Below are 21,654 nucleotides of genomic sequence, written 5' to 3'. Positions count from 1 at the left end.
GAGGTGTGCTACAGCTGGTCGATCCTGAACTTCGTGAAGGTTGCCGCGCCGGCGTGACCTTGTCCGGCGGGCGCGAGGGCGACGAGACCGAGCAGAGCGCCGACCCAGCGCCACGGCGTGGCCGCGAAGACGGGACCGGACGGACGCGGGCCGTCGCCGACGTCGTGGAAGAAGCGGCAGCGCGCCCCGGCGCCGATCTCGATCCGCAGCCGTACCCGTCCCTCGGGGGCGATCACGGGATGGGCGGCGTCGCGCTCCCGCTCGGCGACCGCCTCGGCGAACCGGTGCACGACCCGCACAGTCCCGTCCTCGTCCCGCTGGAGCCCGATCCAGCCGAACGCGTCCCCGAGGACCGCGAGCCCGGCCCGCGCCCCCGGATCCTCGCTGTCCAGGCGCAGCTCCACCTCGACGGCGCAGGGCGTGCCGGGCAGCCGCTGGGTGAGGACGTTCGGCAGTCTGCGCAGGTCGTGCGCGTCGGCCGAGCGGACGCAGGTGAGGCGGAGGCCGTCGCCGGAGTGGTGGGTGGCCCAGCCGTCCCTCGGGTTGGCGGTCCAGCTCCACTGGCGGCCGAAGCGTCCGCCGGGGAAGTCGTCGTCGGTGGCGGGCGCTGCGGGCGGCTGCGGCGGCAGGTCGGGCTTGGTGTGTACGGCGACGGGGGAGCCTTCGTCCCCGAGCACCGGCCAGCCGTCGTCACCCCAGCGCATCGGCTGGAGGTGGACGACCCTGCCGTAGGCGCCCTTCTGCTGGAAGTGCAGGAACCAGTCCTCACCGGACGGGGTGCGCACCCAGCCGCCCTGGTGGGGGCCGTTGACGTCGGTGTCCTTCTGCTCAAGGACGATCCGCTCCTCGTACGGCCCGAAGAACTCGCGTGAGCGGAAGGCGCCCTGCCAGCCGGTCTCCACTCCCCCGGCGGGGGCGAGGATCCAGAACCAGCCGTCGTGCCGGTAGAGCTTGGGGCCCTCCAGGGTGAACCAGCCGGGTATCCGGTCGCCGTCGACGATGAGCTTGCCGTCGTCGAGGAGTTCGGTGCCGTCGGGGTGCATCCGGTGGCCGGTGAGCCGGTTCTTGACGCCGGAGCGGGACTTGGCCCAGGCGTGCACCAGGTAGGCCTCGCCGCTCTCGTCGTCCCACAGGGGGCAGGCGTCGATCAGGCCCTTGCCGGCCTTGAGGAGGTGCGGGCGGGACCAAGGTCCCCTGATCTCGGGGGCGTTGATCTGGAAGATGCCCTGGTCGGGGTCGCCCCAGAAGATCCAGAACCGGTCGTCGTGGTGGCGCAACGACGGGGCCCAGACGCCGCAGTCGTGCCGGGGGGCCTTGAACTCGGCCGCGGGCTCCAGGCGTTGGAGTGCGTGGCCGACCAGGGTCCAGCTGACGAGGTCGCGGGAGTGCAGCAGCGGCAGGCCGGGGGCGCGGCCGAAGCTGGAGGCGGTGAGGTAGAAGTCGTCGCCGACGCGCAGGACGTCCGGGTCGGACCAGTCGGCGTTCAGGATCGGGTTCGTATATGTCCCGGAGGCGGTCACAGGCTCACCGCCTTGCGTATGAGAGCCGCGGCCCCGTCCCGGTCGAGGCGGCCGTCGGCGACGACCGTGACGACACGGCGGACGAGGGTGTCGCCCGGGGCGATCGGTACGCGCTCGGCGTGCGCCAACGACGAGCCCACGCCCGGGTATTCGCCGGTGCGCACGAACCACGGGTCCCGGCGGGTCTGCTCGGTGGCCCCGGCGAAGACCAGCGTCCAGGTGGAGCCGACGAGGGCGAGCCAGTGGGCGGGGCGGGCGTGCACCTCGGACTCACCCTCCGCGCTCGGGGTGAACACGTCCGGCGCCCGGTCCTCCTTGCGGGCCCGCCAGAAGAAGCCGCCGTACGCGGCGCCGGGGCGGCCATTGGTGGCCGGGCTGCCGATGGACAGCGGGTCGGGCGTGACATTGGTGAGCGAGAACGTGAAGTCCAACGCCCAGGCCGCGTCCGTGAGTTCGCTGGCCGCGACGGTACGGCGCTCGCGCAGCAGCTCGGCTCCCGCGGCGATCCAGCGCAGTTCCTCCACGAAGCCGTCCGGGTCGCGGAGCTGGAAGGAGCTGTGGCGCTGGGCGCCGTGGTTGTCGAGCTCGGTGGGGCCCTGGTCGCGGACGTAGGTGCGTCCGCCCCAGAAGTTGAACCCCTCGACGTCGGGAACGGCGACACCGACGCCGAGGTGATGGAGGTGGTCGGCGGGGCTCAGTTCGGTGACCGCCGTGCCGGCCAGGGTGGTGACGGGGTGCAGATAGGGGCGCGGGGAGAGCCGCGCGGGCAGCTCGGGCCGGGTGACATAGCGGCCGACCGGGCGGCCCGCGACGCGCAGGACCGGGGAGTCCGGGGTCGTCATCAGGTACTCACCTCTTTCGGTAGGGCATCCACGACCCAGGGCGTGCCGAGCTCGGAGTAGAGGGCGAGGGTGTCCGCGGAGGCCGCGACGAGCCCGTCGATGCCGGGGACGACCCTGCGGTCCTCGCCGGGGATCAGGTGCCAGGCGCTCTCGGGCAGCTGGGCCGGATCGGGGGCCGTCCGGATCGCCTCGACGACCTTCATGAAGGCGCCGGTCGCGTCCGGCGGGACCAGCAGGTCGGTGCCGTCGGTCAGGTGGTCGACCAGGTTCTCCAGCAGGTCGGTGCGGCCGTGGTCGTACTCCTGCGGGCCGTGGCCAGCGCGCTGGAGCAGGACGCGGTCCTGCTTGTACCAGAAGGTGATCCGGCCGCGCGTGCCGTGCACCAGGACGTACGGGTCGTCCGGGTCCTCGGCGCACAGGGTCGCGGCGACGGTGACCGGGCGGCCCTGTGCCGTGGAGATCCGGACACAGGAGGTGTCGTCGGACTCGATGTCGTTGGCGCGCAGCAGCTCGGTCTCGATGCCGGTGACGTCCTCGGCGCGCGTGGAGCCGTTCAGGGCGAGCCCGGTGGCGACCGCGTGCGCGAGCGGGTTGGTCAGCGCGCCGTCGATCACGTCGACGCCGTTCAGGCGCCGCTTGCCCGCCCAGGGAGCCCGCGTGTAGTAGGCCTCCGGGCGTGCCCAGGCACCGGCGCCACCGACGCCGACCAGCTCGCCGACGGCTCCGTCGGCGACCAGCTGCCGGATCGCGGGCACCGCGTGCGAGCCCAGCGACTGGAAGCCGATCTGGCAGACGACCCCGGCCGCGGCGACCCCGTCGGCCATGCGCCGGAACTCGGCGTACGACGGGGCCGGGGGCTTCTCCAGCAGGATGTGCACGCCCCGGCGGGCCGCTTCGAGCGCCAGGTCGGTGTGGGTCGGGATCGGCGTGCAGATCACCGCGATCCGGGCGCCCGTGGAGTCCAGGAGGGCACCGAAGTCGGCGGACTGCTCGGGTGTGCCGAGGCCCTCGGGGAGCTCGCCCGCGGTCAGCGGGGTCAGCTCGCAGATGCCCGCGAGGCGGACGATCCCCTTGTCCTGGAGCCGGCGGATGTTCTCCAGGTGCCAGCGGCCGTGGCCTCGTGCGCCCGCCAGGACGATGTCTACGGTGCTCATGGGATCCTCCCTGCGCCCGCGCCGCGTGCCACCTCTCGGTCGGCCTCCTCGGCGCTGTCGATCTTTGTGTGCAGGGTAGGCGTCCAGCCGACGTCGGCCGTGAGGTCGCGCTCGCTGCCGGAGTTGTAGGCGTTGTGGATCGGCAGCAGGTCGACCGGGAAGCCGTTGAAGAGGGTGCCCTCGTCGTGCAGGGCGGTGCCGTTCCAGCTCTTGACCAGGTCGGCGACCTCTACGTGGCCGGGCGTGTCGAAGGCGTTGTTCTGGGCGTACACGCCGGACTCGGTGGAGACACCGATCGAGTAGCGGTAGTCGGCCGCGTCCTCGGGGACGACGTAGCGGTTGTTGTAGACGTGCACCTGGCCGAAGCGGACCCGGGGCGCACGCTGTACGACGGACTCGAACTCGTTGTGGTGCAGGGTCACCCGGAGCTTGCCGCGGTCGCCGGTCGCCGAGTCGCTGTTGCCGATGAGCATCGCCTTGTCATGACCCACGAGCCGGCTCCAGGAGACGGTGACCAGGTCGGAGCCGTTGGTGATGTCCAGCAGGCCGTCGTGGCGCAGATAGTTGCGGCCGAAGTACGTCGGTTCCTTCTCGTCCGGGTGGCCCTTGTCGCTGAGGGTGACGTGGTCGACCCAGACGTGGTGGGAGCCGATCAGCCAGATGTTGTCGTACGCCGTCTTCCAGTCGCCGAGGCCGCCGGTGTTGGGCTGCCAGACGGGGAAGCAGTCGTAGGCGTCGCGCAGGTCGAGGTTGCGGATGATGACGTTGGAGGCGTTCCTGACCTGGAGGTTGGCGCCCTTGAGGACGGCTCCCTTCAGGCCGACGATCGTGGTGTTGGAGCCGACGTTCAGCGTGACCCGCTCGGCCTGCCGGGCCGCGGAGGCCTGGCGGGCCTCCTCCTGCGCTCCGCTGGGCTTGGCCGGGCCCCAGGTGCGGGGGTCGTATGCGGCGAGGTACTTCTTCAGGGAGTAGCCGTCGGTGGCGTAGTCGGCGCAGTCCAGGTGGTCGCCGTCGTCGTCGGTGTTGGCGTCGATCGTCCCGGCGATCTTGATGATCTTCGGGGTGGCGCTGCCGCCGTCGAGGGCTGCCGCGAGCTCGGCGCGGCCGGTGACCGTGAGGACATGGGCGTCGTCGGCGGCGGAGCCACCGGTGGTGCCCGGGCCCTCGGACGCCCAGCCGTCGTTCACCGGCAGCGTGTCGCGGCTGATGTCACGGGCCTCGGCGTGGGCGGGGACACAGAGGAGCCCCAACACACCTGCGGAGGCGGCGATGTGACGGAGCCTCATGCGTACACCTCCCTGAGCGGGTCCGGCGAAGTCCGCTGCGGCTCGGCAGCGTCCTGAAGGGGAGCGGGGCTGTATCGATATGCCGCGCCGCCGGGCTCGACCAGCCATGACTGCGCCGCGGACGACTGACGGCCCGTCGTGGTGGTTCCGCTGGCGCGCTTGGCGCCGAACCCGGAGGTCAACCGCGTCCGGGCGCGGCCGCCGCGGCGGACAGCTGCTTCCGCAGAGCCGCCGTCGGCCACACCCTCCCTCGCGGCCGCCCGGCCGTTGGCTGCCGCCGGGTTGCCGCGTCGGACGCTACGGCCGTCTACGCGGCCGGCGCGACGGAGAAGATCCGGCCCCACGCCTCCCCTCACACTCCGGAAGAGACCCGACCCCGCGCCTGACCCCACGGCCCGGAAGAGACCCCCTCCCGCGCTTCGCTCCACGCCCTGACGGAGCCTCATCCCTTCACCGCCCCCGCGCTGAAGCCGGTGATCAGCCACTTCTGGATGAAGGCGAACACGATCACCACGGGCACCGCCGCGATGATGCCGCCGGCGGCCAACGCGCCGAGGTCGACGCTGTCCGCGCCCATCAGGGTGTTGAGGCCGACCGGGATCGTCTGCTTGTCCTGGTTGTTGAGGAACATCAGGGCGAACAGGAAGTGGTTCCAGGAGTGCACGAAGGCGAAGGAACCCACCGCGATCAGACCGGGCCGCAGCAGTGGCAGGACGACGATCCGGAACGCGGTGAAGCGGTTGCAGCCGTCGACCCAGGCCGCCTCCTCCAGGGAGTACGGCACGTTCTTGATGAAGTTGCTGATCAGGATGATCGACAGCGGCAGCTGGAAGACCGTCTCGGCGATGATGACACTGGTCAGCGAGTTGATCATCTGCAGTTCGGCGAAGATCTCGAACAGCGGCACCAGGAGCAGCGCGCCCGGCACGAACTGCGAGCACAGCAGGCCGAGCATGAAGGCCCGCTTGACCTTGAAGTTGAACCGGGCGAGGGCGTAGCCGCCGGCCAGCGCCACGAGGGTCGTCATCACCAGGGTGGCGACGCCGACGAGGACGCTGTTCTCGAAGTAGGTGCCGAACGAGCGTTCCGTCCAGACCTTCTCGAAGTGGTCGAAGGTCATCGGCCACGGTACGAGCGAGGTCGAGCCGGACGGGCGGAGCGCGAAGAGCAGGATCCAGTAGAACGGGATCAGGGTGAAGAGCAGATAGATCGACAGCGGCAGGTAGATGTGCCAGCGGGGGACCTCGTCCCAGGCACGCCGGTGCTTCTTCGGGCGCGGTGGTGCGGGGTCCGCGGCCTGCGGGGCCGGGGCGACCGGGGTGGCTTCCTTGGTGATCACTTGTCGTCGCCTCCGAACTTGCTCAGGCGCAGATAGACCATCGAGCAGAAGAGCAGAATCACGAACGCCACCGTGGTCAGGGCCGATGCGTAGCCGAAGTTGTGGGCGTCGACGGATGTGTTGGCGATGTAGAGCGGGAGGGTCGTCGTCTCGCCGGCGGGTCCGCCGCCGGTGAGGGTGTAGAGCAGGTCGACGTTGTTGAACTCCCAGACCGCGCGCAACAGCGTGGACAGGATGATCGCGTCCTTCAGGTGCGGCAGCGTGATGTGCAGGAACTGCTTGAACCGGCTGGCCCCGTCGACCTCGGCGGCTTCGTAGAGGTCCTTGGAGACGGACTGGAGGTCGGCGAGGATGAGGATCGCGAAGAAGGGGACACCGCGCCACAGGTCGGCGACGATCGCCGCCGGGAACACGGTGGAGGTGTCCGAGAGCCAGCTGGTGCCGTAGGAGCCGATGCCCATGTCCGCGAGGTAACGGGTGAGGCCCGTCTGGGAGTTGTAGAGCAGGACCCAGATCGCGGAGGTCAGCACACCGGAGACGGCCCACGGGGAGAAGACCATGGCGCGTCCCATGGCCCGGCCCACGAAGCTCTGGTTGACGATGAGCGCCAGCGCGAGACCGAAGAGCAGCTGGAGGCCCACCTCGACGAAGACCCACTTGGCGCTGAAGGTCAGCGTGTTCCAGAAGACCGGGTCCTCGGTGAAGGCGTGGACGAAGTTGTCGAAGCCCGCGTATCCGTTGCGCCAGGGCTTCGTGGGGTTGTAGTTCTGCAGGCTGTAGTAGAAGACGCTGATCACCGGGTAGGCGATGAAGCCCAGCATGAGCAGGGCGGCCGGTGCGATCAGCAGATAGGGGAGCTTGCGCGGGGTGGCGGAGGCACGGCGCCGCCGGGGTGGCGCGGGCGGTTTCGCCACGGCTGCGGCTTGGGCCATGACTGTTCTCCGATCTCGGTACGTCTTGGTACGTCTTGCGGGAAGCGCTTTCTCTCTGGACATGCGGGTGCGCTGTGGTGCTGCTGCGGCTCAGCCGGCGTACGGGTCGCTCCCCTTGCCCGGGCGGGCCAGGAACTCGAAGTCGCAGCCGGTGTCGGCCTGCGTGATCTGCTCGTTGTAGAGCGCGCCGTAGCCTCGCTCGTAACGGACGGGCGGCGGCGTCCACTGCGCCCTGCGGCGCTCCAACTCCTCGTCGTCCACGTGGAGATGGAGGGAGCGCGCCTCGACGTCCAGGGTGATCCGGTCACCGCTGCGGACGAGGGCGAGCGGTCCGCCGATGTACGACTCGGGCGCGACGTGCAGCACACACGCGCCGTAACTCGTGCCGCTCATCCGGGCGTCGGAGATCCGGACCATGTCCCGCACCCCCTGCTTGAGCAGGTGGTCGGGGATGGGCAGCATGCCGTACTCGGGCATGCCCGGACCGCCCTTGGGCCCGGCGTTGCGCAGCACCACCACACTGTCGGCGGTGATGTTCAGCGACGGGTCGTTGATGGTCCGCTGCATGGTCCTGTAGTCGTCGAAGACGACCGCGGGACCGGTGTGCTTGAGCAGGTGCGGCTCGGCGGAGATGTGCTTGATGACCGCGCCGTCCGGGCAGAGGTTGCCGCGCAGGACGGCGACACCGCCCTCGCCGGCGACCGGGTTCTCGCGGGTGCGGATGACGTCGTCGTTGTGCACGACGGCACCTTCGAGCTGCTCTCCCAGCGTGCCGTTGACGGTCGGCCGGTCCAGATGCAGCAGGTCGGTGATCCGTGTGAGGAAGGCGGGCAGGCCACCGGCGAAGTAGAAGTCCTCCATGAGGTACGTCTGTCCGCCGGGCCGTACGTTCGCCAGCACCGGGACGGTACGGGCGATGCGGTCGAAGTCGTCGAGGGCGAGCTTGATCCCGGACCGGCCCGCCATCGCGATCAGGTGGATCACGGCGTTGGTGGAGCCGCCGAGTCCGAGCACCGTGGTGACGGCGTCCTCGAAGGCCTCCCGGGTGAGGATCTCCGACGGCTTGAGGGCGGTCCAGGCGAGCTCCACGGCACGGCGCCCGGAGGCGGCGGCCATCCGCTCGTGCCCGGACTCGACGGCCGGGATCGAGGAGGCACCCGGCAGTGTCATGCCGAGGACCTCCGCCGCAGCGGTCATCGTGGACGCGGTGCCCATGGTCATGCAGTGACCGGGTGAACGCGCCAACCCGCCCTGGAGCTCGCGGAGTTCGCAGTCCGTCAGATTGCCCGCGCGATGCTCGTCCCAGTACTTCCACATGTCGGTGCCGGACCCGAGGGTCTCCCCGCGCCAGTGCCCCGGCAGCATCGGCCCCGCGGGCACGAAGAGCGACGGCACGTCGGCCGAGGCAGCGCCCATGAGCAGCGCCGGCGTCGACTTGTCGCAGCCGCCGAGCAGCACCGCCGCGTCGATCGGGTACGACCGCAGCAGCTCCTCCGTCTCCATCGCGAGGAGGTTGCGGTAGAGCATCGGGGTCGGCTTCTGGTACGTCTCCGAGAGCGTGGCGACCGGGAACTCGAGTGGGAAGCCCCCGGCCTGCCACACGCCCCGCTTGACCGCCTCGGCGCGCTCGCGCAGATGGACGTGGCAGGGGTTGATGTCGGACCAGGTGTTGAGGACGGCGATCACCGGGCGGCCCCGGTACTCCTCCGCCTCGTAACCCAGCTGGCGCATCCGGGCGTTGTGCGACCAGGTGCGCAACTGGCCCTCGGTGCCGTACCACTGGTGGCTCCGCAGCTCCTCGGGGCGTTTGCGTTCTCTGTCGGTCATATCGACCACCCGGCGGCTATCCCGGCGACCTCGGCCCGCTCGTCCTCGGGCAGCGGCCGGCTCGGCGGACGCACCTCGCGGCGGCACAGTCCGAGGGAGGCGAGGGCCTCCTTGACGATGGTGACGTTGTTGGCGGAGCCGTTGGCGGCGCGGAGTTCCTCGAAGCGGCGGATCTGCTCCCAGACCTTCATGGCGGCCGGGTAGTCACCGGATCGCAGCGCTTCGATCATGTTCAGCGAAACGGCCGGGGCGACGTTCACGAGTCCGGAGGTGAAGCCGGTGGCGCCCGCGGAGAAGTACGAGGGGGCGTAGGGCTCGGCGAGGCCGGCGACCCACACGAAGCGTTCGAGTCCCGCGTCCCGGGCGAAGGCGGCGAATCTCGCCGCGTCCGGGACGGCGTACTTCACCCCGATGACGTTCGGGCAGGCGTCGGCGAGTTCGGCGAGCCGAGCCCCGCTGAGCTGCGCGTTACGGATGTACGGCACGACGCCCAGCTCGGGCACGGCCTCGGCGATGGCGCGGTGGTAGTCGACCCAGCCGCCCTGGGAGACGTACGGATGGACGGGCTGGTGGACCATCACCATCGCCGCGCCCAGCTCACGGGCGTGCCGTGCGGAGGCGACGGCGGTGGGCACGTCGTGGCCGACGCCGACGAGGATCACGGCACGGTCGCCGGCCTCGTCGATCGTCAGCTCGGTGACGAGCCGGCGCTCCTGGGGGGTCAGGGCGTAGAACTCGCCGGTGTTCCCGTTGGGGGTGAGGGTCGTGACCCCACCGTCGAGGAGACGACGCAGCAGGGCCCGGTGGGTGTCCTGGTCGACGGTGCCGTCCTCGGCGAACGGTGTCACCGGGATCGCCACCACGTCGGCCAGGGCCGCCCGTTGGGTCTCGAACGTCGCTGTCATGCCTGACCGTCCTCTCCCTGGGCCTCGGACTCCGCGTCCGGGAAGGCCCGTTGCACGAACGACGCGATGTGCGCGTGGAGGGCGCGGGCCGCGCCGTCGGCGTCACCGTCGAGGGCGAGCCGCAGGATCTCCCGGTGCTCACCGGCCTCCCGCTCCCAGGAGGGCGAGGCCGCCCAGGCGACGGCGGAGACGAGGGCCGCCTGGTCCCGGACCTCGTCGAGCATCCGGCCGAGCAGCGGGTTGCCGCACGGCAGATACAGGGACCGGTGGAACTCCCGGTTGGCGAGGGAGCGTTCGGCGGTGTCGGTGGCCTGGTCGGCCCGGGTCAGCGCGTCACGGGCCTCGTCGAGGGAGGCGCCGCGCTTGACGGCCCGCTTCAGGGCCTCGGGTTCGAGGAGCAGCCGGACGTCGTAGACCTCGCGCGCCATGTCCGCGTCCACCATGCGCACCGTGACGCCCTTGTACTGGTTCATCACGACGAGCCCGGTGCCGGCCAGGGTCTTGAGCGCCTCGCGCACCGGGGTCTTGGACACCCCGAACTGCGCGGCGAGCTCGGTCTCGACCAGAGCCTGCCCCGGCGTCAGCTGGCCGGTGAGGATGCGGCGTTTGATCTCCTCGAGCACGTACTGCGTGCGGGAGGGGATCGGCGTGGGCACAGAGGTCATGCGCGCCTCTCGGATCTCGCGTATCGGATCTCACGTATCGCGTCTCATATATGACGTACGAAGTACGACGGGTTGAAGGTAGGAGGGGGCTCGTGTTTCGTCAATGCTTCTGACAAAGGAAGTTGAGGTTGCCGATCAGGGCGTTCAGACGGTGTGCGTCTCCCCGACGCGGGCCACGGCGGTGGATCCACCGAAGACGGAGGCGGCGCGCGCGGTGGCGTCTTCGGGGGCGAGCGTGGGGCCGACGTGGGTGACCAGCACCTTCCCTACGCCGCCTGCGATGCGGGCGGCGGTGCCGACTTCCTCCGGTGTCAGATGCACCGGATCGACTTCGCCTTCGCGATGCGCGTCGACATCGGCCTCGCAGAGGAACAGGTCCGCCCCGGCGGCGAGCCGCAGCAGTCCGTCGCACGGCCCGGTGTCCCCGGAGTACGCCAGCGCCCGTCCGTCGCTCTGTGCCCACAGGCCGTACGCCTCGACATCGTGCTCGACGGCACGGGCGGTGAGCGTCAGGCCGCCGTGCCGGACGGAATGCCCGTTGTACAGCGGCTGGAGGTCGAAGACACCGCTCAGGAACCCGGTGTCCGGCCGGCCGAAGAAGCCGGCGAGGCGCTGGGCACAGTCGCGCGGTGCGTACACGGGGACGGGCGCGGGGAGGGCGAGTCCGCCGTACGCGAAGCCGTAGAAGGCGGCGGTCAGATCGGCGTAGTGATCGGCGTGCAGATGCGAGATCCAGATCGCGCTCAGCCGCGTCGGATCCGTGTGCCGCTGCAACTCGGCGAAGGTTCCGGTACCGGCGTCCACCCACACCTCGGCACCCCCGCCCCGTACCAGATAGCCGGAGCAGGGGGTGCCCGGGCCGGGGTGCGGGGAGGCGGTGCCGAGGACGGTGAGGGTGAGAGACATGCGGGGAGGGTAGGTCGCGGCTCCTGCCCCGCGCCTCTGATTAAGAACCGCTGCCGCTCATCACGGTCGCTGCCACCCCGGATCCCGCCCGCTCAGCCCGACCGCCCGGTCGAGCAGGGGCGCGCCGTCCGCCACCGGAACCACGGGGCCGAAGATGCCGCCGCCCCGGTCGTCCTCCTTGGCGGCCGCGAGCAGGAAGTCGTACGACACCTGGAGCGCGGCGGGGTCCGGGTCGTACGGGAGGCCGGTGGCGCGGGCCAGGTCCCAGCCGTGGATGACCAGTTCGTCGATCGCGACCGCTCCCGCGACCTCGCCGGGCAGGTCGACGCCGCCCGCGCGGGTCATACCGGTCCAGGCGGACCGGTCGCGCCAGGCGTCGGCGAGTTCGTCGAGGACCTTCGGCAGCTCCTCGCGCCAGCCGGGACCGATGTCCGGTACGGCGGCGGAGGGGTCGGTGTTCGTCGTGGGGCCGAGGTCCTTGCGGGCGGCGTCACGGAAGGCGACGCTCAGGCCCAGCAGGTGGCCCAGCAGATTGCGGAGCGCCAGGTCCGGACAGGGGGTCGGGTCCGCCAGCCGCTCGTCCCGGACGGCCTGGGCGAGGCGCGCCAGAGTGCGGGTCTGGGGGCCGAGGTCGAGAGTCATGCGTGCTCCTCCGGGATGGGTGCCCTTCAGAGGGTGGACCGCCCACGCTCCCGAAACTCATCGCCCTACGGGAAATTCGTCGCCGACCAGTCGCCGACCAGGGAACCCGAGCGCGGCCCCGCCGCTTCAGCGGCCGGCGAGAGCCGCGCGCACCGCCGCCAGGTCGCCGTCCGACGCCAATCCGGCGTGATAGAGCCGCATTTCGGTGGCGCCGAGCTCACGCGCGCGTGCCGCGTCCGCCGCGAGCGTGCCGGGGCTGCCGCCCATCCCGGAGACCACGCCGAAGTTGGCGGCGATCACCGCATCCTCGCGGCCCTGCTCGGCGAACGGCGTCAGCAGGCCCGGTCCGCCCGCGCACGGCACCACCACGCCGTCCGCCACGGAGAGGATGTGCGCGGGGTCCACGCCCGGGTTGGCGCCGACGTGATACGTCACCGGGTCGGCGTGCAGCAGGATCTGGAAACCGTCGGGAGCCGCCGCGCGCACCGCCCCGACCGCCGCCTCCTGGAGGGTGCGGGCGGTCTCGTCGCGCCACGCGCGCGTGGCCGCCGCCACCGAGGCACCCAGGAGCTTCTCGACACCCGCCCACTCCCGGTCGTCCGGCGCCCCCTGCCACAGCGGCTCCAGCGCGTCCCGTACCGCGGCCGCCAGTTCGTCGGCATCCAGGCCCTGGGCGGCGTAGCCCTCCCGGCAGACCGCACAGAAGCAGAGCGCCATCAGATACATCCCGGCGTCCCCGAGGCCGACCCCGCCGGTCTTGTCGTGGGCGTGCAGATGCTGGAGGCCGTACCAGCCGAGGGACTCCAGTTCGGTGCCGCGCGCGCCCGGGCGCACCGCGGCCTCGGCAGCCAGGTCGACGAGGTACGCGCGCGTGGCGGGCTGGGCGATACAGGGAGCCCAGGGGTAGCGGTCGCCGTAGGCGTTGACGACCGAGGTGTCCGGATGTTCGGCGCCCAGGCGGGAGTTGTGGGCGAGGACCACCCAGGTGTGCACCTCCAGGCCGGCCCGCGTCAGCGCGGTGGCCGCCTCGCCGAACGCGTCGCCGGGCGCCCAGTCGCCGGCCGGGTACGGGCGCAACTCCCGTCCCTGCCAGCGGTCGTCGGTGGGGTAGAGCACGGACGCGTGCTCGGCGGTGACGATGCGGTGGCGCGGGTGGCGGGGCGTCAGCGCGCGCGTGGAATGGTACGCGGAGGCGAGCGTCACCTGGCCCACACCGAGGGAGGCGATGCGCGCGGCCGCCTCTGGGTCCCCGTTGACGTCCCAGGGGTAGACGAATGTCGACGCCTTCACTTGGTGTCCTCCTCCAGCAGCGCGTATCCACGCTCGATGATCTGGGCGAGCTGCTTCACATGATCCTCGGTGGGCTCGTGCAGCGGTGGCCGGACCTCCCCCACGTCGAGCCCGCGCAGCCGTACACCGGCCTTGACCAGGGCGACGGCGTAGCCGCGGCCCTGGGCGCGCAGCTCGACGAACGGGCGGTAGAAGCCGTCCAGGAGACGGTCGGCCGTCCGCGAGTCGTCCGACTCGAGCGCCCCGTGGAAGGCGAGGGCGATCTCGGGGGCGAAGCAGAACACGGCGGAGGAGTAGAGCGGGACGCCGACCGCGCGGTAGGCGAGCTGGGTCTGTTCGGCGGTCGGCAGGCCGTTGAAGTAGAGGAAGTCGCCGGGGACCTCGGTGCGCACGGCGCTGACGATCCGCTGGACGAGGTCGAGGTCGCCGAGCCCGTCCTTGAGGCCGACGATCCCTTCGGTGCGGGCCAGTTCGACGACGGTCGGCGGTGTGAACACGGCGTTGTCGCGCTGGTAGACGACGACGGGCAGCGCGGTGGCCGCCGCGATCTCCTTGTAGTGCCGCAGCAGGCCCTCCTGCCCGGCGATCACGAGGTACGGCGGCAGCGCGAGCAGCCCGTCCGCGCCGGCCGCCTCGGCCAGCTTCGCGTACCGCACGGCGAGCGCGGTGCCGTACCCGGCGCCCGCGACGACCGGCACACGTCCCGCCGTCTCCTCCACGGCCGCCCGCACGCACGCCTCGAACTCCTCGGGCGTCAGCGCGTGGAACTCCCCGGTGCCGCAGCACGCGAAGACGGCGGCGGCCCCGGCCTCCACCCCGCGGCGCACATGGGCGCGGTAGACGTCGAGGTCGACCGAGCCGTCGGGGGCGTAGGCGGTGACGGGGAAGAACAGCGGCCCGCTGGGGATGCCGAGTCGGGTGGCGAGGTCGGCAGTCGTCACGGGCTCTCCCTAGAACGAGAAACAGAGGCGTGCGGGATTCTGATCAGAGTTTACGTTTCTGAACATGCGTAGCACCACCCTTGACGAGGCGTGCCGATGATCCTTAACTTGTCCACGAATGTGAATACCGAGCAGTGTTACGGCCGTCGACTCAAGGAGAACCGAGGATGCCAGCGCCCCGCACCGTACTGCTCACCGGCGCCGCCGGCGGGCTCGGCACCCTGATGCGGGACCTGCTCCCCGAGTACGGCTACGAGCTGCGCCTCCTGGACCTGCTCCCCGTCGAGGGCGCACCGGACGCGATCGTCGCGGACCTCGCCGACAAGGACGCCGTGCGCGAGGCCGTCCGGGGTGTCGACGCGATCATCCACCTCGCGGGCATCTCCCTGGAAGCCTCCTTCGACAAGATCCTCAGGGCGAACATCGAGGGCACCTACAACCTGTACGAGACCGCCCGCGAGGAGGGCGTACCGAGGATCGTCTTCGCCTCCTCCAACCACGCGGTGGGCTTCACCCCCCGCCCCCAGGGCGACGCTCCCCTGATCCCGATCGACACCCCGCACCGCCCGGACACCTTCTACGGCCTGTCCAAGTCCTTCGGCGAGGACCTTGCCCAGCTCTACTGGGACAAGCACGCCCTGGAGACCGTGTCGGTACGCATCGGCTCCTGCTTCCCCGAGCCCAGCAGCGTCCGCATGCTGTCGGTGTGGATGAGCCCGGCCGACGGCGCCCGCCTCTTCCACGCGGCCCTGACCGCCGAGGACGTCCAGCACACCGTCGTCTACGGCTCCTCCGCCAACACCCGCCTGTGGTGGGACCTCAGCACGGCCCGGGCGATCGGCTACGACCCCCGGGACGACTCCGAGCAGTACGCCGAGAAGATCATCGCCGAGCAGGGCGAACTGGACCCGGAGAACATCGCCCACGCCCACCTCGGCGGCCACTTCGTGAGCGATCCGCCGATCTGGCCGTACTGAGACACCCATGAAGATGGCGGGCGGGCACCGAACGGGCCCGCCCGCAGTGGTGTTCGGGCAGACGGCCATGGCCCTGGAACGGGTGCGACCGCGCCCTGCCAGGGGCGCGGGGAACTGCGCGACCAGCCACAACGAATCCGCAGCCGCCACACGACCGCACCCTCCCAACCCATAGGCGCCCCCTGCCCGAACGGGCACACACGGTCACTATCACTGACGCAACAGACCTGGTCACCACCACCCACCCGCTGTAGAACTTCCTGCATACGGCCCGAACGGGCAACGGCAGCACAGGAGGGCGGGTGACGACATGACCGGCACCGCGGAAGACCGCCAGCGGCATATCGTCCACGCCGCCCGCACCACAGGCGCCGTCGACGTCAACACGCTCGCCGCCCAACTCGGCGTCGCGAAAGAAACCGTCCGCCGAGACCTCCGCGCCCTGGAGGACCACGGCCTGGTCCGCCGCACCCACGGCGGCGCCTACCCCGTGGAGAGCGCCGGCTTCGAGACGACGCTCGCCTTCCGGGCCACCAGCCACGTCCCCGAGAAGCGCCGCATCGCCACCGCCGCGGCCGAGCTGCTCGGGGACGCCGAGACGGTCTTCGTCGACGAGGGCTTCACCCCACAGCTCATCGCCGAGGCCCTGCCCCGGGACCGCCCCCTGACCGTGGTCACCGCATCCCTCCCGGTCGCGGGCGCCCTCGCCGAGGCGGACGGCGTCTCGGTCCTCCTGCTCGGGGGCCGGGTCCGCTCCGGCACCCTGGCCACCGTCGACCACTGGACGACGAAGATGCTCGCCGGCTTCGTCCTCGACCTCGCCTACATCGGCGCCAACGGCATCTCCCGCGAACACGGCCTCACCACCCCCGACCCCGCGGTCAGCGAGGTCAAGGCACAGGCGATCCGGGCCGCGCGTCGCACGGTGTTCGCGGGTGTCCACACCAAGTTCGGGGCGGTCAGCTTCTGCCGGTTCGCGGAGATCGGCACGCTGGAGACGATCGTCACGAGCACCCTGCTCCCCACGTCCGAGGCCCACCGCTACTCACTGCTCGGGCCTCAGGTCATCCGCGTCTGAAAATCCAACCCACCACTTAATGCGGCACGTCACACCTTGTCGTGCCCTTTATCTCCCCATAAGTCCAGGAGCGATCCATGCGAACCCAGAGCCGACGACGGCCACCGCGAGCCACGCTCGCCCTGGCCGCCGCAGGGACGCTGCTCACCCCGCTGCTCTCCGGCTGCTGGGTCGGAGCCGGCGGGGCGGGGGCGGGCGGCGACTCGATCAACGTCCTCATGGTCAACAACCCCCAGATGACCGAGTTGCAGAAACTCGCCCCCCGCTTCACCGAAGAGACCGGCATCAAGGTCAACTTCACCGTCCTGCCCGAGAACGACGTCCGCGACAAGATCAGCCAGGACTTCGCCAACCAGGCGGGCCAGTACGACGTGGCCACCCTCTCCAACTACGAGATCCCGATCTACGCCCGCAACGGCTGGCTGCACGAGATGGACTCCTACGTCGCCAAGGACCAGGCGTACGACGAACAGGACGTCCTGGGGCCCATGCGCCAGTCCCTGACCGGCGACGACGGCAAGCTCTACGGCCAGCCCTTCTACGGCGAGTCCTCCTTCCTGATGTACCGCAAGGACGTCTTCGCGAACGCGGGTCTGACGATGCCGGCCCACCCCACCTGGACCCAGGTGGCCGACCTGGCCGCGAAGGTGGACGGCGCCGAGCCCGGCATGAAGGGCATCTGTCTGCGCGGACTGCCGGGCTGGGGCGAGGTGATGGCACCCCTGACGACCGTCGTGAACACCTTCGGCGGCACCTGGTTCGACCAGAACTGGAAGGCCCGGCTCGACTCCCCCGAGTGGGAGAAGGCGACGAAGTTCTATGTCGACCTCGTCCGTGAGCACGGTGAGTCGGGAGCGCCCCAGTCCGGCTTCGCCGAGTGCCTGAACAACATGACCCAGGGCAAGGTCGCCATGTGGTACGACGCCACGAGCGCCGCCGGTTCCCTGGAGGCGGACGACTCCCCCGTCAAGGGCAAGGTCGGCTACGCCCCCGCCCCCGTCGAGGAGACGAAGTCCTCCGGCTGGCTCTACACCTGGGCCTGGGGCATCCAGGACGCCTCCCACAACCCCGACAAGGCCTGGAAGTTCGTGTCCTGGGCCTCCGGCAAGCAGTACGAACAGCTGGTCGGCGACCAGATCGGCTGGTCCAACGTCCCGGCCGGCAAACGCGCGTCGACGTACACGAATCCGGCGTACGTCAAAGAGGCCGCCGCCTTCCAGGAGATGACCAAGGAGGCCATCGAAGGCGCGCAGCCCAACGACCCGGGGGTGCAGCCGCGCCCCGCGCCCGGCATCCAGTTCGTCGGCATCCCCGAGTTCACCGATCTCGGCACCAAGGTCTCCCAGGAGATCAGCGCGGCCATCGCCGGACGCCAGTCCGTCGAGTCGGCCCTGGAGAAGTCCCAGCGGCTCGCCGAGAAGATCTCCGAGGAGTACGAGGGACGATGACAGCGACAACGACGGCCCCCGTGGCCGCGACTCCCGTACGCACCGCCCGCCCACCGTCGGCCCGGCTGCGCAACTGGGCCACCCGGGCCCCGCTCCTGCCCGCCCTGATCTTCATGATCGTGGTCACCCAGCTCCCGTTCGTGGCCACGCTGGTGATCTCCTTCTTCGACTGGAACGCCCTGTACCCGAAGGCCCGGCACTTCACGGGCTTCGACAACTACCAACAGGTCCTCACGGACGCGGACCTGCGCCATTCGGTGTGGACGACGGTCCTGCTGACGGCGACGGTGGTCCTGGTGAGCCTGGTGCTCGGCCTGGCCCTGGCGCTCCTGCTGGACCGTCGGTTCAAGGGGCGCGGCGTGGTCCGCACCCTTCTGATCGCCCCCTTCCTCGTCGTCCCCGTGGCGGCGGCGCTGCTCTGGAAGCATGTGCTCTACAACCCCGAATACGGTCTGCTCAATGGGTTGTTGCACTATGTGGGCGGCCCACAGCCGGACTGGATCTCCAACACCCCGCTGCTGGCGGTGGAGGCCTCCCTGGTCTGGCAGTGGACGCCGTTCATGATGCTGATCCTGCTGGCGGGCCTGCAGAGCCGCGACTCCCAGCAGATCGAGGCAGCACGGGTGGACGGCGCGAGCGACTGGCAGATCTTCCGGCATCTGACGCTCCCGCATCTGCGCCGCTATCTGGAGCTGGGCGCGCTGCTGGGCTCGATCTACATCGTCCAGAACTTCGACGCGGTCTTCACGATCACATCGGGCGGCCTCGGCACCGCCAACCTCCCCTACACCGTCTACCAGAGCTTCTACCAGGCCCACGAGAACGGCCTCGCCTCGGCCGCCGGCGTCCTGGTGGTCATCGGCTCGATCATCATCGCGACCTTCGCCCTGCGCGTGGTGTCGTCCCTGTTCCGTGAGGAGGCGGGTCGGGCATGAGTGCAATGACCGTACGCCGTAAGGGCGTTGGCCTGGGCCTGCTGGCCTGGCTCCTGGGAGTGGCGTTCTTCCTCCCCATCGCGTGGATGGCGCTGACGTCCTTCCACTCGGAGGCGGACGCGGCGACCAACCCGCCGTCCTTCGGGGCCGCCCTCACCCTGGACGGCTACCGCGAGTTCTTCGGCACGGGCGGCGGCGCGAGCCCCTGGCCGGCACTGATCAACTCGTCGGTGGCGTCGCTGGCGTCGACGGCCTTCGTCCTGCTCCTGGCGCTCCCGGCGGCGTACGCGCTGTCGATCCGCCCGGTGAAGAAGTGGACGGACGTCCTGTTCTTCTTCCTGTCGACGAAGATGCTGCCGGTGGTGGCGGGTCTGCTGCCCATCTATCTGTTCGCCAAGAACACGGACATGCTCGACAACATCTGGCTGCTGGTCATCCTCTACACCTCCATGAACCTGCCGATCGCGGTGTGGATGATGCAGTCGTTCCTGGCCGAGGTGCCGGTGGCGATCATCGAGGCGGCCCGGGTGGACGGGGCGCGGCTCCCGACGATCCTGGCGCGCGTGGTGGCCCCGATCGCCCTCCCGGGAATCGCCGCGACAGCGCTGATCTGCTTCATCTTCAGCTGGAACGAGCTGTTGTTCGCGAGGGTCCTGACCGGCGTGGTGGCGGAGACCGCCCCCGTCTTCCTGACCGGCTTCATCACCAGCCAGGGCCTGTTCCTGGCGAAGGTGTGCGCCGCGTCGCTCGTCATCTCCCTGCCGGTGCTCGCCGCGGGGTTCGCCGCCCAGGACAAGCTGGTCCAGGGTCTGTCGTTGGGAGCCGTGAAATGAAGGCCGCCGTCATCGAGTCCGTGGGCCGTGCCGTCGTCGCCGAGGTCCCCGACCCGACGCCGGGTCCGCGCGAGGTCGTCGTCGAGGTCGCCGCGTGCGGGCTGTGCGGCACCGACCTGCACATCCTCCAGGGCGAGTTCGCGCCGAAGCTGCCGATCGTGCCGGGGCACGAGTTCGCGGGCGAGGTGGTGGGGGTCGGCCGGCAGGTGACGGAACTGTCGGTGGGCGACCGGGTGGCGGTGGACCCGTCCCTGTACTGCTACGAGTGCCGCTACTGCCGTACGGGCCACAACAACCTCTGTGAACGCTGGGCGGCGATCGGTGTGACCACGGCCGGCGGCGCGGCGCAGTACGCGGTGGCCCCGGTGGCGAACTGCGTGCGGCTCCCCGAACATGTCCGCACACAGGACGCGGCCCTGGTGGAACCGCTGTCGTGCGCGATACGCGGCTACGACGTCCTGCGGTCCCGGCTGGGCGCCCACGTCCTGATCTACGGCTCCGGAACCATGGGGCTGATGATGCTGGAGCTTGCGAAGCGGACGGGTGCGGCGAGTGTGGACGTGGTGGATCTGAACCCGTCCCGCCTGGAGACGGCCCGCCGACTGGGCGTCTCGTCCTCGGCGGCGAACGCGGACGAGCTCGAGCGCCCTCAGGGCTGGGACGTGGTCGTCGACGCGACGGGCAACGCGGCGGCGATCCAGGACGGGCTGGAGCGGGTGGCGAAGGCGGGCACGTTTCTCCAGTTCGGCGTGGCCGACTACGCGACGCGCGTGACGATCGACCCGTACCGCATCTACAACCAGGAGCTGACGATCACCGGCTCGATGGCGGTCCTGCACAGCTTCGAACGAGCGGCGGAACTCTTCGCCAACGGCGTCCTCGACCCCGAGATCTTCATCAGCGACCGCATCCCCCTCGACCGCTATCCGGAGGCGCTGGACCAATTCGCGTCGGGGGTGGGCAGGAAGATCGTGGTGGTGCCGTAGGGGCGGTTTTCGGCCCCGCCACCCCTACCCGTCCCGCCCCTGGGGGCTGCGCCCCCAGACCCCCGCTGCCGCTCCTCAAACGCCGGACGGGCTGAAATGCAGTGACCGGCGCATGAAAAACGGGCGGTCCGTGAATTTCAGCCTCTCCGGCGTTTGAGGAGCGGGGGTCCAGGGGGCGGAGCCCCCTGGGAACGGGGTCGAAGGGGCAGCGCCCCTGGAGGATGGGACGGGTAGGGGCGGCGGGGGCGAAAACCGTTGGGGTCCGCCCCCGCCGGGCCCCTACCATCCCCGCATGCCAAAACCCCAGGGATTCCACTACGTGACCCACACCGGCGGAACCGTCCACATCACCCACCACAACCGCCCCGCCACCACCCTCCACGGCCCCAGAGCCGCGCAGTTCCTCGCCGAGGTCGAGTCCTCCCCGGACCCCCAGCTCGTCATGGCCCGCTGGACCGGAAACTACAAGCACGGCAACGAACGCACGGCCCGCAACCACCCCCGCAACCGCCTCTGAACCGAACGATCGCGGGTAAGGGAACGGTAAAGGGGGCTCGCTCGTTCACCGGGCATGACAGCTATGACCCCCGGCTCGAACATCCCTCTCTCCGCCGCGCGCGTGACGGTGGACGTCGCCGCTCCGGTGCGGCTCGACGTATCGAGCCTGCTGCTCACCGCCGACGGCAAGGTGCGCTCGGACGACGACTTCATCTTCTACAACCAGCCCAACGGCCCGGGCGTGACGTACCGCTCGGGCGGTGGCTCCGCCCCCGACGCGATCGTCGTCGACACGGCCGCGATCCCGCCCGGCATCGAGAAGATCGTCGTCACCGCCAGCCCGGACGCCGCCGGCCAGTCCTTCCAGGGCATCGAACCCACGGCCACGATCCGCGACGCCGCCGACAACTCCGTCCTCGCCACCTTCACGCCCCCGCAGCTCGGCACCGAGACCGCGCTGGTGATCGTGGAGATCTACCTGCGCAACGGCGCGTGGAAGGCCCGCGCCGTGGGCCAGGGCTACGCCAACGGCCTGGCCGGCATCGCCACCGACTTCGGCGTGAGCGTGGAGGAGCCGGCCCCCGTGGCTCCGCCCCAGCAGGCCGCCCCCGTCGCCCCGCCGCAGCCCACCGTCCAGACCCCCGTCACCC

21 protein-coding genes are annotated in these 21,654 nt (G+C 70.6%); 8 read left to right on the top strand and 13 right to left on the bottom strand.

The genetic code is table 11. From position 1 onward, the window contains the following. Positions 1 to 8 precede the first annotated feature (8 nt). The 13 genes from TN53_RS07670 to TN53_RS07610 form a co-directional block, all read right to left on the bottom strand. On the bottom strand, positions 9 to 1,520 hold the full coding sequence (locus TN53_RS07670; RefSeq protein ID WP_046257642.1) for a glycoside hydrolase 43 family protein: 1,512 nt from the start codon (positions 1,518 to 1,520) through the stop codon (positions 9 to 11). Next, the gene (locus TN53_RS07665; RefSeq protein WP_046257641.1) at positions 1,517 to 2,362 is read right to left on the bottom strand and encodes a PmoA family protein; all 846 of its coding nucleotides are present in this window, start codon (positions 2,360 to 2,362) and stop codon (positions 1,517 to 1,519) included. The genes TN53_RS07670 and TN53_RS07665 overlap by 4 nt, the downstream gene beginning before the upstream one ends. Further along, positions 2,362 to 3,516, bottom strand: a complete 1,155-nt coding sequence (locus tag TN53_RS07660) for a Gfo/Idh/MocA family protein (protein ID WP_046257640.1) — start codon at positions 3,514 to 3,516, stop codon at positions 2,362 to 2,364. Before TN53_RS07660 ends, TN53_RS07665 begins: the two co-directional genes overlap by 1 nt. Next, positions 3,513 to 4,802, bottom strand: a complete 1,290-nt coding sequence (locus tag TN53_RS07655; protein ID WP_046257639.1) for a pectate lyase family protein — start codon at positions 4,800 to 4,802, stop codon at positions 3,513 to 3,515. The genes TN53_RS07660 and TN53_RS07655 overlap by 4 nt, the downstream gene beginning before the upstream one ends. 442 nt (positions 4,803 to 5,244) lie before the next feature. Then, positions 5,245 to 6,141 carry a carbohydrate ABC transporter permease gene (locus TN53_RS07650; RefSeq protein WP_046257638.1) on the bottom strand — a complete coding sequence of 299 codons (897 nt, stop codon included), beginning with the start codon at positions 6,139 to 6,141 and terminating at the stop codon, positions 5,245 to 5,247. After that, complete coding sequence (locus TN53_RS07645; RefSeq protein ID WP_046257637.1) at positions 6,138 to 7,073, bottom strand: carbohydrate ABC transporter permease; 936 nt, start codon at positions 7,071 to 7,073, stop codon at positions 6,138 to 6,140. Before TN53_RS07645 ends, TN53_RS07650 begins: the two co-directional genes overlap by 4 nt. Before the next feature lie 90 nt (positions 7,074 to 7,163). Then, on the bottom strand, positions 7,164 to 8,900 hold the full coding sequence (gene araD / locus TN53_RS07640; protein WP_046257636.1) for an L-arabinonate dehydratase: 1,737 nt from the start codon (positions 8,898 to 8,900) through the stop codon (positions 7,164 to 7,166). Continuing rightward, entirely contained in the window at positions 8,897 to 9,805 is a 909-nt protein-coding gene (locus tag TN53_RS07635; protein WP_046257635.1) for a dihydrodipicolinate synthase family protein, read from the bottom strand. The genes araD and TN53_RS07635 overlap by 4 nt, the downstream gene beginning before the upstream one ends. Further along, positions 9,802 to 10,470, bottom strand: coding sequence for a GntR family transcriptional regulator (locus tag TN53_RS07630; protein WP_046257634.1), 669 nt, complete (start codon positions 10,468 to 10,470; stop codon positions 9,802 to 9,804). Before TN53_RS07630 ends, TN53_RS07635 begins: the two co-directional genes overlap by 4 nt. Before the next feature lie 144 nt (positions 10,471 to 10,614). Beyond that, positions 10,615 to 11,376: an MBL fold metallo-hydrolase gene (locus tag TN53_RS07625; protein ID WP_046257633.1), complete on the bottom strand. Its 762-nt coding sequence runs from the start codon at positions 11,374 to 11,376 to the stop codon at positions 10,615 to 10,617. Positions 11,377 to 11,436: 60 nt separating this feature from the next. Further along, positions 11,437 to 12,018: a TIGR03086 family metal-binding protein gene (locus TN53_RS07620; RefSeq protein ID WP_046257632.1), complete on the bottom strand. Its 582-nt coding sequence runs from the start codon at positions 12,016 to 12,018 to the stop codon at positions 11,437 to 11,439. 126 nt (positions 12,019 to 12,144) lie between these two features. Beyond that, positions 12,145 to 13,308, bottom strand: coding sequence for a hypothetical protein (locus TN53_RS07615; RefSeq protein ID WP_046257631.1), 1,164 nt, complete (start codon positions 13,306 to 13,308; stop codon positions 12,145 to 12,147). Next, a complete protein-coding gene (locus TN53_RS07610; RefSeq protein ID WP_046257630.1) occupies positions 13,305 to 14,249 on the bottom strand; it encodes a 5-dehydro-4-deoxyglucarate dehydratase in 945 nt (314 codons plus the stop codon). Before TN53_RS07610 ends, TN53_RS07615 begins: the two co-directional genes overlap by 4 nt. A 167-nt stretch (positions 14,250 to 14,416) precedes the next feature. Here TN53_RS07610 and TN53_RS07605 point away from each other — a divergent pair, with 167 nt between their 5' ends. From TN53_RS07605 to TN53_RS07570, 8 genes are all read left to right on the top strand, one after another. Then, positions 14,417 to 15,226 carry an NAD-dependent epimerase/dehydratase family protein gene (locus TN53_RS07605; protein ID WP_046257629.1) on the top strand — a complete coding sequence of 270 codons (810 nt, stop codon included), beginning with the start codon at positions 14,417 to 14,419 and terminating at the stop codon, positions 15,224 to 15,226. A gap of 310 nt (positions 15,227 to 15,536) precedes the next feature. Next, positions 15,537 to 16,304, top strand: coding sequence for a DeoR/GlpR family DNA-binding transcription regulator (locus TN53_RS07600; RefSeq protein ID WP_046257628.1), 768 nt, complete (start codon positions 15,537 to 15,539; stop codon positions 16,302 to 16,304). 77 nt (positions 16,305 to 16,381) lie between these two features. Then, on the top strand, positions 16,382 to 17,752 hold the full coding sequence (locus TN53_RS07595; RefSeq protein WP_046257627.1) for an ABC transporter substrate-binding protein: 1,371 nt from the start codon (positions 16,382 to 16,384) through the stop codon (positions 17,750 to 17,752). Continuing rightward, positions 17,749 to 18,687 (top strand): carbohydrate ABC transporter permease, encoded by a 939-nt coding sequence (locus tag TN53_RS07590; RefSeq protein WP_046257626.1) that lies wholly within the window; start codon positions 17,749 to 17,751, stop codon positions 18,685 to 18,687. Before TN53_RS07595 ends, TN53_RS07590 begins: the two co-directional genes overlap by 4 nt. Positions 18,688 to 18,692: 5 nt before the next feature. Continuing rightward, the gene (locus TN53_RS07585) at positions 18,693 to 19,520 is read left to right on the top strand and encodes a carbohydrate ABC transporter permease (protein ID WP_420719088.1); all 828 of its coding nucleotides are present in this window, start codon (positions 18,693 to 18,695) and stop codon (positions 19,518 to 19,520) included. Then, positions 19,517 to 20,506 carry a zinc-dependent alcohol dehydrogenase family protein gene (locus TN53_RS07580; RefSeq protein ID WP_046257624.1) on the top strand — a complete coding sequence of 330 codons (990 nt, stop codon included), beginning with the start codon at positions 19,517 to 19,519 and terminating at the stop codon, positions 20,504 to 20,506. The genes TN53_RS07585 and TN53_RS07580 overlap by 4 nt, the downstream gene beginning before the upstream one ends. 292 nt (positions 20,507 to 20,798) lie before the next feature. Next, positions 20,799 to 21,023 carry a hypothetical protein gene (locus TN53_RS07575; protein WP_046257623.1) on the top strand — a complete coding sequence of 75 codons (225 nt, stop codon included), beginning with the start codon at positions 20,799 to 20,801 and terminating at the stop codon, positions 21,021 to 21,023. 63 nt (positions 21,024 to 21,086) lie between these two features. Beyond that, a partial coding sequence (locus tag TN53_RS07570; RefSeq protein WP_199924532.1) for a TerD family protein occupies positions 21,087 to 21,654 on the top strand: 568 nt, incomplete at its 3' end.

The sequence above is a fragment of the Streptomyces sp. WM6386 genome (assembly GCF_000972385.1).
GTDB lineage: Bacteria > Actinomycetota > Actinomycetes > Streptomycetales > Streptomycetaceae > Streptomyces.
The sequence above is the reverse complement of the archived record's forward strand: the minus strand, read 5'-3'. Positions and strand labels throughout refer to the sequence as shown.